Consider the following 14,242-nt stretch of genomic DNA (forward strand, 5'->3'; position numbering starts at 1 on the left):
TTCAGGGGAACCCGCATCATGACCCGCGTCGCGCTCGCGTCTGCCCATCGCCGCCTTGCCCCGACGCGCCGGGTGGGCTTCGCCATGTTGGCTGGAGTGATGGCGCTCACGATCGAGACAGTCACCACCATCGGCGCCTTTGCCGGACCAGCTGCGACCGTCGGCGTTCCGCCTGCCGGAACCTGGCTGGCGGAGGACATCGCCGGAGGTGGCGTCATCGACAGGGCGCAGACCACCCTCACCATCGCAGCGGATGGCACCGTCTCAGGCTCGGGAGGCTGTAATCGCTACCACGGCAAGGCCGTCGTGTCGGGTGCCGCCATTCAGTTCGGGCCGCTCGCCGCCACGCGTATGGCCTGCTCGCCGGCGCTGATGGATCAGGAGGCGAAACTCCTGGGTGCCCTCGCCGCCGCCAGGAGCTGGCGCGCGGACGACATGCGCCACAAGCTGGAATTGCTGGGCGTCGACGGCAGCGTGGTTGCACGATTCGCTGCCGTCTGAGGTGACCGCTCTGAATCGGGCGTCTGTCCCTGACGCCCTATTGCAGCGCCGCCCGTTCCTCCGCCTGCCGCTGATTCTCGGCCCGCTTGGTGACGATGGAGGCGATGATGACCACCACCGTCACGATGGCGATGAGGATGGTGCAGACCGCGTTGATCTCCGGCGTCACGCCGAGGCGCACCTGCGAATAGATGCGCATGGGCAGCGTCGTGGCGCCGGGGCCGGTGGTGAAGCTCGCGATCACGAGGTCATCCAGCGACAGGGTGAAGGCGAGCATGAAGCCGGACACCACCGCCGGCAGGATCAGCGGCAGCGTGATCTTGAAGAAGGTCTGGAAGGGCGGGCAGCCGAGATCGAGGGCCGCCTCCTCCAGCGTGCGATCGAAGGTGACGAGGCGCGACTGCACCACCACCGCCACGAAGCACATGGTGAAGGTGATGTGGGCGAGCAGCACCGTCCAGAAGCCGCGATCGAAATTCACCGCCACGAACAGCAGCAGCAGCGACAGGCCGGTGATGACCTCCGGCATGACGAGGGGGGCATAGATCATGCCCGAGAACAACGTCCGGCCGCCGAACCGCCCGTAGCGGGTGAGCGCCAGCGCAGCCATGGTGCCGAGCACGGTCGCCACCAGCGAGGAGAAGAAGGCGATACGCAGTGTCACCCACGCGGCGTCGATGAGTTGCTCGTTCTCCAGCAGCGACCAGTACCACTGGGTGGAGAAGCCCGCCCACACGGTGACGAGCCGCGAGGCGTTGAAGGAGTAGATCACCAGAAGGATGATCGGAATGTAGAGGAAGGCGAAGCCGAGCACGATGGACGTGACGTTGAACCAGGTGAGGCCTTTTCTCATTTGCCCGCCTCCAGTTCGCGCTGCTGGACGTTCTGGTAGATCACGATGGGGATCACCAGCACGAGCAGCAGCAGCACCGCCACCGCCGATGAGACCGTCCAGGAGCGGTTCACGGTGAATTCGGTCCACAGCGACTTGCCGATCATGAGCGTGTCGGAGCCGCCGAGCAGATCGGGGATCACGAACTCGCCCACCGCCGGGATGAAGCACAGGAGAGCGCCAGCGGCGACGCCGGGGAGGGAGAGCGGGAAGGTGATCTTCCAGAAGGCCTTCACCGGCGGGCAGCCGAGGTCCGCCGCGGCCTCAAGGAGCGTGAGGTCGAGCTTCTCCAGCGCCGAGTAGAGCGGCAGCACCATGAATGGCAGGTAGGAATAGACGATGCCGATATAGACCGCGAGATTGGTGTTCAGGATCTCCAGCGGCGTATCGATGACCCCCAGCGCCATCAGCCCCTGATTGAGCAGCCCCTCAGGCGAGAGGATGCCGATCCAGGCGTAAACGCGAATGAGAAACGAGGTCCAGAACGGCAGGATCACCAGCATCAGAAGCGTCGGCTGAATGGAGCGCGGCGCCCGCGCCATGGCGTAGGCGATGGGGTATCCAACCAGCAGCAGCAGGATTGTCGAGATGGAGGCGATGACGAGGCTGGAGCCGTAGGCGGCGAGGAATTCGTTCGAGAAGTCCAGCACGTAGCCGTAATTGGCCAGGGAGAGCTGTGACAGGAAGTCGGTCAGCCCTGCGAAGCCGTTGGAGAGATCGAGCTGCGGGGCATAGGGCGGCTGTGCCACCACGTCCTGCGACAGCGAGATCTTGAACACGATGAGGAAGGGCGCCAGGAACAGCGCCAGAAGCCACAGATAGGGAACCGCGATCACGAACCAGCGGCCCCTGCCCTTCTCGCCCGCCATGGCCATGTCCGGTTCTCCTCAGCGGGTCAGAAGGACGCCGGCGTCGGGGTCGAACGTGACCCACACCTCGTCTTCCCAGGAAATCGGGCGTGCCACCCGGCGCGACAGGTTCGGCTGGGACACCTTCAGCCGCTGACCGCAGGCAAGCTCCACATGATAGATGGAGAGATCACCCAGATAGCCGATGTCCCAGATCTTGCCTGCGAAGACATTCTCGCTCCCCTCCGGCGGGGCATCGAGGGAGATCCGCAGCTTTTCCGGCCGGATGGCGATGCAGGCATTCCCCCCCGCGGCCACCTCGCACGGATGGGCCACGCTCAGGGGCGAAGGCGTCACCTCGGAGGTCAGCCGGGTCATCTCGCCCTCGCAGGCGGTAACGGTGGATTCGATGAGGTTCACCTCGCCGATGAAGTCGGCGATGTAACGGGTGGCGGGCTGCTCGTAGATTTCCGCGGGCGGGGCCACCTGCACCAGAACGCCGTGGTTCATCACTGCGATTCGGTCGGCCACCGTCATCGCCTCCTCCTGGTCGTGGGTCACGATCAGGAAGGTCATGCCGAGGGACATCTGCAGATCCATCAGCTCGAACTGGGTCTCCTCGCGCAATTTCTTGTCGAGGGCACCCAGCGGCTCGTCCAGCAGCAGCACCTTGGGCCGCTTGGCCAGAGAACGGGCGAGCGCCACGCGCTGGCGCTGGCCGCCGGAAAGCTGGTGCGGCTTGCGCTTGGCGAACTGCTCCAGCTTGACGAGATGCAGCATCTCCTCGACGCGGGCATCGATGTCGGCTTTGGGCATCTTGTCCTGCTTCAGGCCGAAGGCGATGTTGTCCGCCACGTTCATATGCGGGAACAGCGCGTAGGACTGGAACATCATATTCACCGGCCGCCGGTAGGGCGGCACCCCCGCGAGATCCTCCCCGGCCAAGGTGAGGCGGCCGGAGGTGGGCTCCTCGAAGCCAGCCAGCATGCGCATGAGGGTGGTCTTGCCGCAGCCCGACGGGCCGAGGAGCGCGAAGAATTCCCGCTCGTATATGTCGAGGCTGACGTTGTTAACGGCGGTGAAGTCGCCGAACCGCTTGATGACGTTCTCGAAGCGGATGAGCGGGGTCTGGCTGGGGTCTTTCCACGGAGCGAATGTGCGCCGGACGGCGCCGATGGTTTCCTTGCGCGCCTTGTCCGCTGCCATGACTTCCCCCATCCAGGCCACGTAGCGTGAAGGCTAGCTGGGCAGAAGGAAACGCTCAAGCCGCAAGCAGGCGCATTTTTTCGGCGAACAGCGCCGACGGTTCGGGCAGGTGCGCCCTTGTGCGCGCGTCATCCACCGCCATCGGTGCCGAGCCCCTTGCACCGCAGCGCCGCATGTACTAGAGGAGCGCTCCTGACGACGGCACACCCGTCGCCGCGGTCTCCGCTTCCGTGCGGTCCGCCGGCACGCTGCGGTAGCTCAGTGGTAGAGCACTCCCTTGGTAAGGGAGAGGTCGAGAGTTCAATCCTCTCTCGCAGCACCAGTTCAAGACAGAAATCCAGAAATAGCGCGGCCACGGCCTGTCCCGCAGGCGGGTCCGGGGGCGCTTCACTGCTGCGCGCCGCGGGCTCCCGACTTGACATTACGTAAGGTGCCGGGCCTGATGACGGGATGACCGGCGCTCCATACCAATTCTGCCGCCCCTGCCCCATCGCAGGAGAGTAGCCCCGCGTCCGGCGTTTGCGCCCCGGGCGCCGGGGTGACGCGACGCCGTGCCCAGATCGCACGCGGCGGCCAGAGAGAGCGCAGACCAGCCCCCATTACGTCTTGAGCCCTCGGTCGCTGAACCGACGGCAGCGCCGACGCGCGCCTTTTAGAAAGTTTATTCAGATGACAAAGCCTTCCCGTCGCGAGCGCCTGCCGGCGCTTGTCCTCAACCGCGCTGACCACGAGCGCCTTACCAGCCTTGCCACCGCCGCCCTCGACAGGATCCCGGACGTGGCAGAAGAGTTGCTGTCCGAGTTGGAGCGGGCGCGGCTGGTGTCGCCTGAGCGCGCACCAGTGAACTCTGTCCAGATGGGCGCCACCGTCACCTACCGGTCGGCGGACTCCACCCGTACCGTGCGGCTCGTCTATCCCGAGGATGCGGATATCGCGGACGGCAAGGTGTCCGTGATGACGCCCATCGGCGCGGCGCTCATCGGACTGTCCGAAAACCAGTCCATTTCTTGGACCGCCCGGGATGGACGGCGCCACCAACTGGAAATCCTCGCCGTCGCGCCCACGCCGCGCTGATATCCTCCCGAGCCTCCGCAACAGAGGACGCCGCGGCGCCGGTTCGCACCAGCACCGCGCCGACGCATCACGCGTTCACGTCGCTCACCGGCACCAGCCGCAGAACGGTACCGGTGCCGCTGCGCGGAGGTGGACCGCCCTTCACCCTTCGCCGGGCTTTCCGCCATGGCGGGAAAACGGGCCGCTGGCGCCGCTCGGCAGCGGTCCAGCCGGCGGCGGCCCCGTCCGGCGGGGACGGATCGGCGGGAAGCGCCGCCAAGGCGGCCAGAATGTCGTCCACGGAAACGACAGCGCCGCTATCGAGACGCCGGAGCGCCGGCGCATTCTCGACCGCATGGCGATCCGACGCCCAGGACGACAGCAGCGCCCGCTTCTCCCCGTCGCTCATGGACGGGTGATCGAGCACCTGATCCGGGTGGACCAGGACGGCTTCCGATTGAAGGGACGGCGGCGTCTGCGGCCGCTCGCCTCGCGTGGGTCTCATAGCCACATCCTCCTTCGAGCAACATGGGTACAAGCACCTCGCACGCATGGTGCGATGTCTTTGCCGGCACGGTGGCCGGCGGTGGTGATTTGGGTGCGTCTTCGCGTCCGTCAAGGGATCGGCGGGGCAGCGGCGACAGGTGGCACAATTCACGAAAAGAAGTCGTTTTTACCGTCGCGGGATCACGCTACCCTATCGGAAGGCGGGTGATCTGCGATGCTCCGGGCATGCGCAATCAGTACATCGCCACTCACGGGAGGGGACGGCATGTGCATCGCGTGTGAATGGGCACCCCATTTCGAGGCGTTCGGCCGGGTGGGCGGGCTCAACCGACGCTCGGTGCTCGGCGCCGGCATGGCCATGACGGCAGCGGCTGCCATGGCGCCGGTCTTCCGCGCGAGCGAGGTGCGCGCGCAGGGGACACAGGCCGCCGCGGCCACGACCGGCCCGGCCGATTTCGTGTTCCGCAACGGGCCGGTCTACACCGTCTCCGGCGCGCAGCCCTGGGCGAAGGCTGTGGCCGTGCGCGGCAAGACCATCGTCCATGTGGGCGACGAGGCCGCGGCCATGGCCCTCGCCGGCCCAAAGACGCGGGTGATCGACCTCAAGGGCCGCCTGCTCATGCCGGGGTTCGTGGAGGGACACACCCATCCCCTGCTGGGAGCCTTCCTCACGTCGGGCATCGATCTTCAATTGCCGACCCTGAAGGATGCGCTGGCGGCCATCGAGCGATATGCGAAGGAGAACCCCACCGGCCCCATTCGCGGCTTCGGCTGGCGGGTAGACATGTTCCCGCCAGAAGGCCCGACCCGCGCCGAGCTCGACCGCATCCTGCCCGACCGGCCCGCCTTCTTCTTCGCCATCGACGGCCACAGCCTGTGGGTGAATTCCAAGGCGCTGGAGATGGCCGGCGTGAACCGCGACACGCCCGACCCCATCCCCCGCTTCAGCTATTACGCCCGCGACGAGAAGGGCGAGCCCACGGGCTATGTGCTGGAAGTGAATGCCGTGCTCGCCCTCGTCAACGCGGTCGAGCCGATCACCGCCGCCAACCTGGGCAAACTGCTGGACGGCTGGCTGCCCAAGGCCGCCGCCGCTGGCATCACCGCGCTCTTCGATGCCGGCGTGCCACCGATCGGCTCGGATCAGGGGGCGGTCATCAACCTCTATGTGGATGCCGAGAAGCGCGATGCCCTGCCCTTCCGGGTGTCGGCCTCCTATTCGGTCAAGAGCCTGCCCATCGACGATGTGGTCGAGAAGCTCAAGGATGTCAGCAGCCGGGTGTCGAGCGAGTTGGTCCATGTGGACATCGTGAAGATCGTCGGCGACGGCTCGCAGGGCGGTTACACCGCGTGGCTGATCGAGCCCTATGCCGACATGCCCAACTCCATCGGCGCCTCGCCCTTCACGGAAGCGCAGTGGCACGCGTTGATCGGCGCAGTGGATGCTGCGGGCTACGACGTCCACGTCCATGCCTGCGGCGAGCGCACGGCGCGGGTGGCGCTGGACGCCATCGAGAAGGCGATCGCGACCAACCCCAGGCGCGAACGCCGCAACGCCATCGCCCATCTGGTCTATGTGGAGGACGTGGACAACCCGCGCTTCGCCAAGTTGAACGTGACGGCGCAATTCTCGGCCAACTGGTCGTCGGCCGATCCGGACACGATGATCAACATGGTGGCGCGCTACGGCCAGCCCCGCGCCAGCAAGATGTACCGCACCAAGACGATCCTGCGGGACGGCGGGCGCGTGTCGTTCGGCACCGACTGGCCGGCGGCGGGCTATTTCTCCACCTACAAGCCGCTCGATTCCATCGAGGTGGGCGTCACCCGCCAATTGATCGGGAAGCCGGATGCCGCCGTGCTCGCCCCGGCCGACGAACGGTTGACGGTTGCCGAGGCGATCCACGCCAACACGCTGGGCGCTGCCTACCAGATCCGCATGGACGACAGGATCGGCTCGCTGGAGACGGGCAAGCTTGCGGACCTCATCGTGCTCGACCGCAACATTCTTGAGGGCGATCCGCGCGACATCCACAAGGCGAAGGTCGAGCTGACCATGATGAACGGGAAAATCCGCCACAAGGCATGATGTCCCGGCCTGAGCCAACAACACCCACGAATGGTGGACACGATGAAACGGCTTATCGGACTTCTGGTGCTTTTCGCGGCGCTTGGCGGGCTTTCCGCCCAGGCTCAGCCCCTCCCCGAAATCTGCTCCAAGAAAAAATCCTGCTTCATGACCTTCGACGGCCCGAACCGCGGATTCTGCCAGGCCTATGTCGAAGGGAAATCCTGCTTCATGTCCTTCAACGACGCGGCCGATCGCGGCTGGTGCCAGCACCTGCGCGAGGGCAAGTCGTGCTTCATGGCGCTCGATGGCGAGGCGAGGCGCGCCTGTGAGGCAGGCCGCATCCCGCGCGAGCACAGGCACTGGATGCGGCTCTGCAGCGGCTGGTAGCCAGCGGGGCCATGGCCTCGCCGGTCGGTAGCGGGGCCCGCCTCAGCGCCAGCCGAGGGCCGGGGCCACGTGGGTCAGGATGGCCTCAATGACATGGGCGTTGTAGTCGACGCCCAGCTGGTTCGGGACCGTCAGGAGCAGCGTGTCGGCCTCGGCGATGGCCTCGTCCTCGGCGAGCTGCTTGATAAGGGCGTCCGGCTCTGCGGCGTAGCTGCGGCCGAAGATGGCGCGGGTCTTCTCATCGATGAAGCCGATGGAATCCTCCTCCTTCCCGCCCCGGCCGAAATAGGCGCGGTCGCGGTCGTCCACGAGGGCGAAGATGGAGCGGCTCACCGAGACGCGGGGCGTGCGGGTGTGGCCCGCCTCGGCCCATGCGGCGCGGTAGGCACGGATCTGCGCGGCCTGCTGGACGTGGAAGGGCTCACCCGTCTCATCGTCCTTCAGGGTGGAGCTTTGCAGGTTCAGCCCGAGCTTGGCCGCCCACACGGCGGTGGCGTTGGAGCTGGCGCCCCACCAGATGCGCTCGCGCAGCCCTTCCGAATGGGGCTCCACCCGCAGCTTGCCGGGCGGGTTGGGGAACATGGGCCGCGGATTGGGCTCAGCGAAGCCCTCGCCCTTCAGCACCTCCAGGAACACCTCCGCATGGCGGCGGGCCATGTCGGCGGCAGTCTGGCCTTCCGGCGGGCCGTAGCCAAAGTAGCGCCAGCCATCGATCACCTGCTCCGGCGAACCGCGGCTGATGCCGAGCTGAAGCCGTCCGCCGGCGATGAGATCGGCCGCGCCGGCATCCTCCGCCATGTAGAGCGGGTTTTCGTAACGCATGTCGATAACGGCGGTGCCGATCTCGATGCGCTTGGTGCGCGCGCCCACCGCCGCCAGCAGCGGGAACGGGGCCGCAAGCTGGCGGGCGAAGTGATGGACGCGGAAATAGGCGCCGTCCGCGCCGAGTTCCTCGGCCGCCACGGCAAGCTCGAGGGATTGCAGCAGCGCATCCGCCGCCGAGCGGGTCTGCGACTGGGACGAGGGCGTCCAGTGGCCGAACGAGAGAAAGCCGATCTTCTTCAAGGCAGACACTTCTGGGCTGTGAAACGTTGCCGCCAACCTAGCCCGGCACGCCGCCCGGCGCACCTTTCACCTCCGCAAGCGCGCTTTGCACGCGAAGGGGAGCCGCACGAGAAGATGTGTTCCCCCAAGGGCCGGGATCGGTTGAATTTGCCGCTTTTGATCCCTATTCGTCACCCATGGACACACAGGTCTGCCCCACGAAGCCTTTGACTTTCCTGCCCTGGCCCGCCCCGGCCAGACGGCCGGCTCCCTTCCTGCCCATGAGCCGCGCCGAGATGACGGCGCTCGGCTGGGAGGAGTGCGACATCGTTCTCGTCACGGGCGATGCCTATGTGGATCACCCGAGCTTCGGCATGGCCATCATCGGCCGGCTCCTGGAGGCGCAGGGTTTTCGCGTCGGCATCATCTCCCAGCCGGACTGGCAGTCGGCGGAACCGTTCAAGGCGCTGGGCAAGCCGCGCCTGTTCTTCGGCGTCACGGGCGGCAACCTCGATTCCATGGTCAACCGCTACACGGCGGACCGCCGGCTGCGCCATGACGATGCCTATACCGCCGGCGGCGAGGGCGGGAGGCGGCCGGACCGCTCCACCATCGTCTACACGCAGCGCTGCCGCGAGGCATACAGGGATGTGCCGATCATCCTCGGCGGCATTGAGGCTTCCCTGCGCCGCATCGCCCATTACGACTACTGGTCCGACAAGGTGCGCCGCTCCATCCTGGCCGACGCCAAGGCAGACCTGCTGATCTACGGCAATGCCGAGCGTGCCGTGGTGGAGGTGGCGAACCGCATCGCCGATGGCGAGGCGCCGCGCGACATCGACGACGTGCGCGGCGTCGCCCTGTTCCGCCGCGTGCCCGAGCATTACACCGAGCTTCACGCCGACGATCTCGACGCTTCGGACGAAGGCGCCGCGCGCCATCCGGGCGACGTGGTGATCCGGCTGCCCGCCTACGAGCAGGTGGAGGTGGACAAGGAGGCCTATGCCCGCGCCTCCCGCGTGCTGCACCGGGAGAGCAATCCCGGCAATGCCCGCCCCCTCGTCCAGCGCCACGGCGACCGCGACCTGTGGCTGAACCCGCCGCCCATTCCGCTCACCACGCAGGAGATGGACGCGGTCTATGACCTGCCCTACGCCCGCGCGCCGCACCCCTCCTATGGCGACGCAAAGATCCCGGCGTGGGACATGATCCGCTTCTCGGTGACGATCATGCGCGGCTGCTTCGGCGGCTGCACCTTCTGCTCCATCACCGAGCATGAGGGGCGCATCATCCAGAACCGTTCGGAAGGCTCGATCCTGCGCGAGATCGAGCTGATCCGCGACAAGACCCCGGGCTTCACCGGCGTCATCTCCGATATCGGCGGCCCCACCGCCAACATGTACCGGATGGCCTGCAAGGACCCGAAGATCGAGGCGGCTTGCCGCCGCCCGTCCTGCGTCTTCCCCGGCATCTGCCCGAACCTCAACACCTCCCACGACGACCTCATCCGCCTGTATCGCAAGGTGCGCGAGGTGGAGGGGGTGAAGAAGGTGATGGTCGCCTCCGGCGTGCGCTACGACCTCGCCGTGGAGAGCCCGGAATATATCAAGGAGCTGGTGACCCACCACGTGGGCGGCTACCTGAAGATCGCCCCGGAGCACACCGAGCGCGGCCCGCTCGACAAGATGATGAAGCCGGGCATCGGCACCTATGACCGCTTCAAGGAGATGTTCGACGCCGCGGTGAAGCAGGCGGGGAAGAAATACTACCTGATCCCCTATTTCATCGCCGCGCATCCGGGCACGACCGACGAGGACATGATGAACCTCGCGCTCTGGCTCAAGAAGAACCGCTATCGGGCCGATCAGGTGCAGACCTTCCTGCCCTCCCCCATGGCGACCGCGACCGCCATGTATCACACCGGCGTCAACCCGCTCCGGGCGGTGCGGCGTGGCGGCAGTGATCGGGTGACGACCGTGACGGGGCTGCGCCAGCGCCGGCTGCACAAGGCCTTCCTGCGCTACCACGATCCGGACAACTGGCCGCTGCTGCGCGAGGCGCTGAAGAGCATGGGCCGCGCCGACCTCATCGGCCCGCGCCCCGACCAGCTCGTGCCGGCCCACCAGCCGCCCGGCACCGGCAAGGCCGCCGGCACGCGACGCCCGGTGCGGCCCGCCCCTGCGGGCGCGCAGCGCTTCACCACCAAGGGCGTGCCGCTGCGCAAGAAGTGAGGCTGCCTATTCGGGGTCTGCGTCCGTCTCGGTCGCAGCCGCCTCGCGCTGAAGCACGGCGGCGAAGAAGCCGTCCGTGTCGTGCCGCGCGGGCGTGAGCGCCAGATAATCCGGATGCGCGGAGCCGACGATCTGCGGCGCCACCTCGCTCAGGGGAACGACGCGGAAGGCGGGGTGTGCCGCAAGGAAGGCGGCCACCTGATCCTCGTTCTCCTCGGCCAGCAGCGAGCAAGTCGCGTAGACCAGCCGCCCGCCCGGCTTCACCAGCCGCGCCGCGCTGGCGAGGATGCGGGCCTGCAGCGGCAGCAGCGCATCAAGCCCAGGTCCCAGCACGCGCCAGCGCGCATCAGGATTGCGCCGCCATGTGCCGGTGCCGCTGCACGGCGCATCCACCAGCACGCGGTCGAAGCTTGCCTTGTGGCGCTTCACCCAGCGGTCGGTCTCGCTGGCCAGCGGCCTCGTCTCGATATTGTGGAGGCCCGCCCGCCGGAACCGCTCGGCGGCGCGCTTGAGGCGGCCGTCCAGCACGTCGCACGCGATGACGTGGCCCTTGTTCTTCATCTGCGCGGCGATGGCCAGCGTCTTGCCGCCGGCACCGGCACAGAAGTCCACCACCCGATCACCGGGCTTGGCATCCACCACGACGGCCACCATCTGGGAGCCCTCGTCCTGGATTTCCACCTCGCCGGTCTTCAGCATGGGCAGGCGATTGAGCGCCGGTCGCTCGCTGACCCGGATGCCATAGGGCGACAAAGGCGACAGCTCGGCCGGCAGGCCGAGGGCGCGCAGAGCCTCCAGCATCTGGACGCGATCGGCCTTGATGGGATTGACGCGCAGGTCGAGCGGCGCAGGCGTGAGCGTCGCTGCCATCTCATGGGCGAAGGCCTCGCCGAACCGGCGGTGGAGAGCCTCCGCCGCCCAGTCGGGGCATTCGAAGCGCACGTCGTCCGGCATGGAGGCGTGATCGATCCGCGCGCCTTGCAGCTTCACCAGCAGCGCCCGCTCCTGATCGGTGAGGGGGGCGGGGCCGAACTTGACGCCGTTGAACAGGGCCTGCATCTGGTCGCGCGTCTTGCCGCCGCCGAGCATCAGCCAGGCCAGAAGCCGGTTGCGGGGCGTGTCCGCTCGTCCGTGCCGCTTCAGCCACCAGCCGAGGCGGGCGTGGTGGCGCAACAGGATGTAGAGCAGTTCGGAGATCGGCCCCCGCTGCACCGCCGGAATGTCGCGCCGGGTGTGGAAGAAGTCGGAAACGACGGCGTCGGCCGGACGCGCGACGGCGTCGACCTCGTCGGTCAAGTCGAGGGTTGCTTGGAGGACTGCGGCGAAGCTCACTGAGGCACGATCAGGCTGGAAACGGGGCGGCACCATAGGCGAAGGCTTAAGCCTTGGCCATCGCGGGTGCTCTTCAGACCGTCGCCAGCATCTCCAGCAGGGCGTCCCGGGCCTCCGCGATGCGACGGTATTCCACATCGCTGCCGCCGGCGTCAGGATGGGCGGTCTTCGCGCGGCGGCGGAAAGCGGCGTTGATGTCGGTGGCGTCGAGGCGCCCATCCGGCGGCAGGCCGAGGGCTTCGCGGTGCGCGCTGTCGTCCTCGCCGCCCTCGAACATGGACATGAGCGCCCGGCGGGCCTTCTGCGCGGCGAGGCGCAGTTCCACCTGTTCCTCCTGCCAGCGCCGGCGGGACATGACGAAGCAGGCACCGAAGGCGATGCGACCCGTCTCCTCCAGCTCATCCAGGCTGAACGGACCGACGATGCCATAGGGCGCATCCAGCCAGGCCTGCCGCGCGCCGGCGCCAGTCTCGACACGGCCGATGGTGACCATGTCGAGCACGCCCAGCGAGCCGTTCCAGACGACCCATTGCTCCGTCCCGCTCGAACCCATGTCGGTCATGCGACGCGCCTTGTGCCTGCCCGCGCATGTGTCTGACACGAGCCGATCCCGGATGCGCGTCCGCGCCCTCTCCCTGTCGGAAAGGCGCCGCGGCCGCACGTCCGCAGGCTCGACATGCAGGACTGGAGCCAGATCGGGCGTGCCCTACGGTTCCGCGTTGCGGATACCCGGGCGCAGCATCGCCAGCGCCGCGCCGAGGGCGATCCACGCGCCCACCACGTAGGGCCAGAGGTTCCCGGGGAAGGCGGGGACGGGATAGATCGAATTGTAGAGCGGCCAGAGCATGGCCAGCGTCCCGAGCAGCCCCAGTGCCAGCCACACGAGGCTCTTCGCCTTCACCGCGTGGGAGACCGCGGCCAGCGTGACGCCGAGATAGGCGAAGATCAGCGCCAGCACGCCGATGGTCCCCACATCGTCGTAATAGTCCGCCGGACCGATGAAGGGCGCCCAGGCGAGGAGCCCGGCGAGCATCAGCAATCCCACCACCAGCACGGACACGGAGGGCGTGCCGTGGACCGGGTGCACCCGCGCCGCCGCCTCCGACAGGCCGGCGCGGCCGAGCACGAACAGCATGCGCCCGGCGGCGGAGAGCGTGCCGAGCACGGCGGAGACGGCCGACACCGCGGCAGCGATATCCAGCGCGGTCGCCATGCGCACCGTGCCGTATTTCAGCGCCAGCGTGTTGAGCGGCGCCTCGTCGGCGGCGAGGGCCTTCATGTTGTCCACGCCGAACCCGACAACCTGGATGTAGGAGGCGAAGACGAAGAACAGGCCGGCAAGCACCACCGAACCGAGCAGCGCGATGGGAATGGCGCGGCCCGGCTGGCCGGTCTCCTCGGCCAGCGTCGCAGCCGCCTCGAAGCCGGCGAAGGAAAGCACGGCGAACACCACGGCATAGCCCACGCCCCACCAGCCCATGGCGGGGTCCGGCCGGAACGGCGCGGCGGTGAGGCCGCCAGTGGCCCCGACGGCCGTCAGGATCTTCACGCCGAGATAGACGATGACGCAGATGGAGCCCAGCTCCAGTAGCAGCATGAGCCGCGCGGCGACCGCCATGTCCCGGTAGGCGAAGAGCGTGCCGATGAGCAGCGCCGCGACGCCGAGCGCCAGCCACCAGCCGCCGATGTGGATGCCGTGATCGGCGAAGGCCGCCCGCAGGAAGTCCCCCACCAGCGCCGCGCTGCCCGAGCCGCCGGCGATGTAGAGCAGCAGCATGCACCATCCGGCGATGAAGCCGGCGCGGGGGCCGAAGGTCTGGCCAATGTAGGAATAGGCCGAACCGGCGCGCGTCGTCTTCCTGGCAAAGAAAACAAAGGAGAACCCGACGATGGCCACGAGCAGCGTGCCCACGGCAAAGCCAAGAGGCGCGGCCACCCCGGCGGCGCCGACCGCCAGCGTCACGTTCAGCGCCATGGACATGGTCGGCGCCATCACCGAGACGGAAAGCCCCACCGCCTCCACCGGCCCGAGGTTACGCCTGAGCTTGACCATGATCCGCGCCCCGATTCCCCAAGGAAACCATGGGCAGTGTCCGCTTGCGACCGTCGCCTCGGCAATGCCGGAGATCGACCCGATCGGCGACGCACGGCGCCGGGCCCACCGGTAAAA

General features: G+C 67.6%; 13 protein-coding genes and 1 tRNA gene. 6 read left to right on the forward strand and 8 right to left on the reverse strand.

What is annotated here, in order from left to right; genetic code table 11:
* The first annotated feature begins 18 nt into the window (after positions 1 to 18).
* Positions 19 to 501 (forward strand): META domain-containing protein, encoded by a 483-nt coding sequence (locus tag ACT54R_RS15165; RefSeq protein ID WP_476327592.1) that lies wholly within the window; start codon positions 19 to 21, stop codon positions 499 to 501.
* 37 nt (positions 502 to 538) lie between these two features.
* Here ACT54R_RS15165 and ACT54R_RS15170 read toward each other — a convergent pair whose 3' ends face one another.
* From ACT54R_RS15170 to ACT54R_RS15180, 3 genes are read right to left on the reverse strand one after another with little or no spacing between them, the layout of a single operon-like run.
* Positions 539 to 1,354 carry an ABC transporter permease gene (locus tag ACT54R_RS15170; protein WP_476327594.1) on the reverse strand — a complete coding sequence of 272 codons (816 nt, stop codon included), beginning with the start codon at positions 1,352 to 1,354 and terminating at the stop codon, positions 539 to 541.
* Positions 1,351 to 2,268, reverse strand: coding sequence for an ABC transporter permease subunit (locus tag ACT54R_RS15175; protein WP_476327596.1), 918 nt, complete (start codon positions 2,266 to 2,268; stop codon positions 1,351 to 1,353). Before ACT54R_RS15175 ends, ACT54R_RS15170 begins: the two co-directional genes overlap by 4 nt.
* A 12-nt stretch (positions 2,269 to 2,280) precedes the next feature.
* The gene (locus ACT54R_RS15180; RefSeq protein ID WP_168456339.1) at positions 2,281 to 3,447 is read right to left on the reverse strand and encodes an ABC transporter ATP-binding protein; all 1,167 of its coding nucleotides are present in this window, start codon (positions 3,445 to 3,447) and stop codon (positions 2,281 to 2,283) included.
* A 247-nt stretch (positions 3,448 to 3,694) separates the two neighbouring features.
* Here ACT54R_RS15180 and ACT54R_RS15185 point away from each other — a divergent pair.
* Together ACT54R_RS15185 and rnk are read left to right on the forward strand one after the other, a co-directional pair.
* Positions 3,695 to 3,769, forward strand: a tRNA-Thr gene (locus ACT54R_RS15185).
* A 347-nt stretch (positions 3,770 to 4,116) separates the two neighbouring features.
* Positions 4,117 to 4,521 (forward strand): nucleoside diphosphate kinase regulator, encoded by a 405-nt coding sequence (rnk, locus tag ACT54R_RS15190; protein WP_476327598.1) that lies wholly within the window; start codon positions 4,117 to 4,119, stop codon positions 4,519 to 4,521.
* A gap of 67 nt (positions 4,522 to 4,588) precedes the next feature.
* Here the strand turns inward: rnk and ACT54R_RS15195 are convergent, their stop codons facing one another.
* Complete coding sequence (locus tag ACT54R_RS15195) at positions 4,589 to 5,005, reverse strand: hypothetical protein (RefSeq protein WP_476327600.1); 417 nt, start codon at positions 5,003 to 5,005, stop codon at positions 4,589 to 4,591.
* Between the two features lie 267 nt (positions 5,006 to 5,272).
* On the opposite strand from ACT54R_RS15195, the gene ACT54R_RS15200 reads away from it, so the two are divergent.
* Positions 5,273 to 7,096 carry an amidohydrolase gene (locus tag ACT54R_RS15200; protein ID WP_476327602.1) on the forward strand — a complete coding sequence of 608 codons (1,824 nt, stop codon included), beginning with the start codon at positions 5,273 to 5,275 and terminating at the stop codon, positions 7,094 to 7,096.
* A gap of 30 nt (positions 7,097 to 7,126) precedes the next feature.
* Positions 7,127 to 7,465 carry a hypothetical protein gene (locus ACT54R_RS15205; RefSeq protein ID WP_476327603.1) on the forward strand — a complete coding sequence of 113 codons (339 nt, stop codon included), beginning with the start codon at positions 7,127 to 7,129 and terminating at the stop codon, positions 7,463 to 7,465.
* 42 nt (positions 7,466 to 7,507) lie between these two features.
* Here ACT54R_RS15205 and ACT54R_RS15210 read toward each other — a convergent pair whose 3' ends face one another.
* Entirely contained in the window at positions 7,508 to 8,530 is a 1,023-nt protein-coding gene (locus ACT54R_RS15210; protein WP_476327605.1) for an LLM class flavin-dependent oxidoreductase, read from the reverse strand.
* A 176-nt stretch (positions 8,531 to 8,706) separates the two neighbouring features.
* Here ACT54R_RS15210 and ACT54R_RS15215 point away from each other — a divergent pair, with 176 nt between their 5' ends.
* A complete protein-coding gene (locus ACT54R_RS15215) occupies positions 8,707 to 10,740 on the forward strand; it encodes a YgiQ family radical SAM protein (RefSeq protein ID WP_476327607.1) in 2,034 nt (677 codons plus the stop codon).
* Between the two features lie 6 nt (positions 10,741 to 10,746).
* On the opposite strand, the gene ACT54R_RS15220 is transcribed toward ACT54R_RS15215, so the two are convergent.
* The 3 genes from ACT54R_RS15220 to ACT54R_RS15230 all read right to left on the reverse strand — a co-directional run bounded on the left by ACT54R_RS15220 (position 10,747) and on the right by ACT54R_RS15230 (position 14,125).
* The gene (locus tag ACT54R_RS15220) at positions 10,747 to 12,036 is read right to left on the reverse strand and encodes an RsmB/NOP family class I SAM-dependent RNA methyltransferase (RefSeq protein WP_476327609.1); all 1,290 of its coding nucleotides are present in this window, start codon (positions 12,034 to 12,036) and stop codon (positions 10,747 to 10,749) included.
* Positions 12,037 to 12,145: 109 nt separating this feature from the next.
* Positions 12,146 to 12,634 carry a J domain-containing protein gene (locus ACT54R_RS15225; protein WP_476327611.1) on the reverse strand — a complete coding sequence of 163 codons (489 nt, stop codon included), beginning with the start codon at positions 12,632 to 12,634 and terminating at the stop codon, positions 12,146 to 12,148.
* A 144-nt stretch (positions 12,635 to 12,778) separates the two neighbouring features.
* On the reverse strand, positions 12,779 to 14,125 hold the full coding sequence (locus ACT54R_RS15230; RefSeq protein ID WP_476327613.1) for an APC family permease: 1,347 nt from the start codon (positions 14,123 to 14,125) through the stop codon (positions 12,779 to 12,781).
* Positions 14,126 to 14,242: the final 117 nt, after the last annotated feature.

Source organism: Xanthobacter sp. DMC47, from assembly GCF_056313845.1.

Bases quoted from the DNA above. Each gene is read 5' to 3' on its own strand.
- ACT54R_RS15200 (WP_476327602.1), top strand. From the start codon at position 5,273: ATGTGCATCGCGTGTGAATGGGCACCCCATTTCGAGGCGTTCGGCCGG.
- ACT54R_RS15205 (WP_476327603.1), top strand. From the start codon at position 7,127: ATGGTGGACACGATGAAACGGCTTATCGGACTTCTGGTGCTTTTCGCG.
- ACT54R_RS15195 (WP_476327600.1), bottom strand. From the start codon at position 5,005: ATGAGACCCACGCGAGGCGAGCGGCCGCAGACGCCGCCGTCCCTTCAA.
- ACT54R_RS15165 (WP_476327592.1), top strand. From the start codon at position 19: ATGACCCGCGTCGCGCTCGCGTCTGCCCATCGCCGCCTTGCCCCGACG.
- ACT54R_RS15215 (WP_476327607.1), top strand. From the start codon at position 8,707: ATGGACACACAGGTCTGCCCCACGAAGCCTTTGACTTTCCTGCCCTGG.
- ACT54R_RS15170 (WP_476327594.1), bottom strand. From the start codon at position 1,354: ATGAGAAAAGGCCTCACCTGGTTCAACGTCACGTCCATCGTGCTCGGC.
- rnk (WP_476327598.1), top strand. From the start codon at position 4,117: ATGACAAAGCCTTCCCGTCGCGAGCGCCTGCCGGCGCTTGTCCTCAAC.
- ACT54R_RS15175 (WP_476327596.1), bottom strand. From the start codon at position 2,268: ATGGCCATGGCGGGCGAGAAGGGCAGGGGCCGCTGGTTCGTGATCGCG.
- ACT54R_RS15180 (WP_168456339.1), bottom strand. From the start codon at position 3,447: ATGGCAGCGGACAAGGCGCGCAAGGAAACCATCGGCGCCGTCCGGCGC.
- ACT54R_RS15230 (WP_476327613.1), bottom strand. From the start codon at position 14,125: ATGGTCAAGCTCAGGCGTAACCTCGGGCCGGTGGAGGCGGTGGGGCTT.
- ACT54R_RS15225 (WP_476327611.1), bottom strand. From the start codon at position 12,634: ATGACCGACATGGGTTCGAGCGGGACGGAGCAATGGGTCGTCTGGAAC.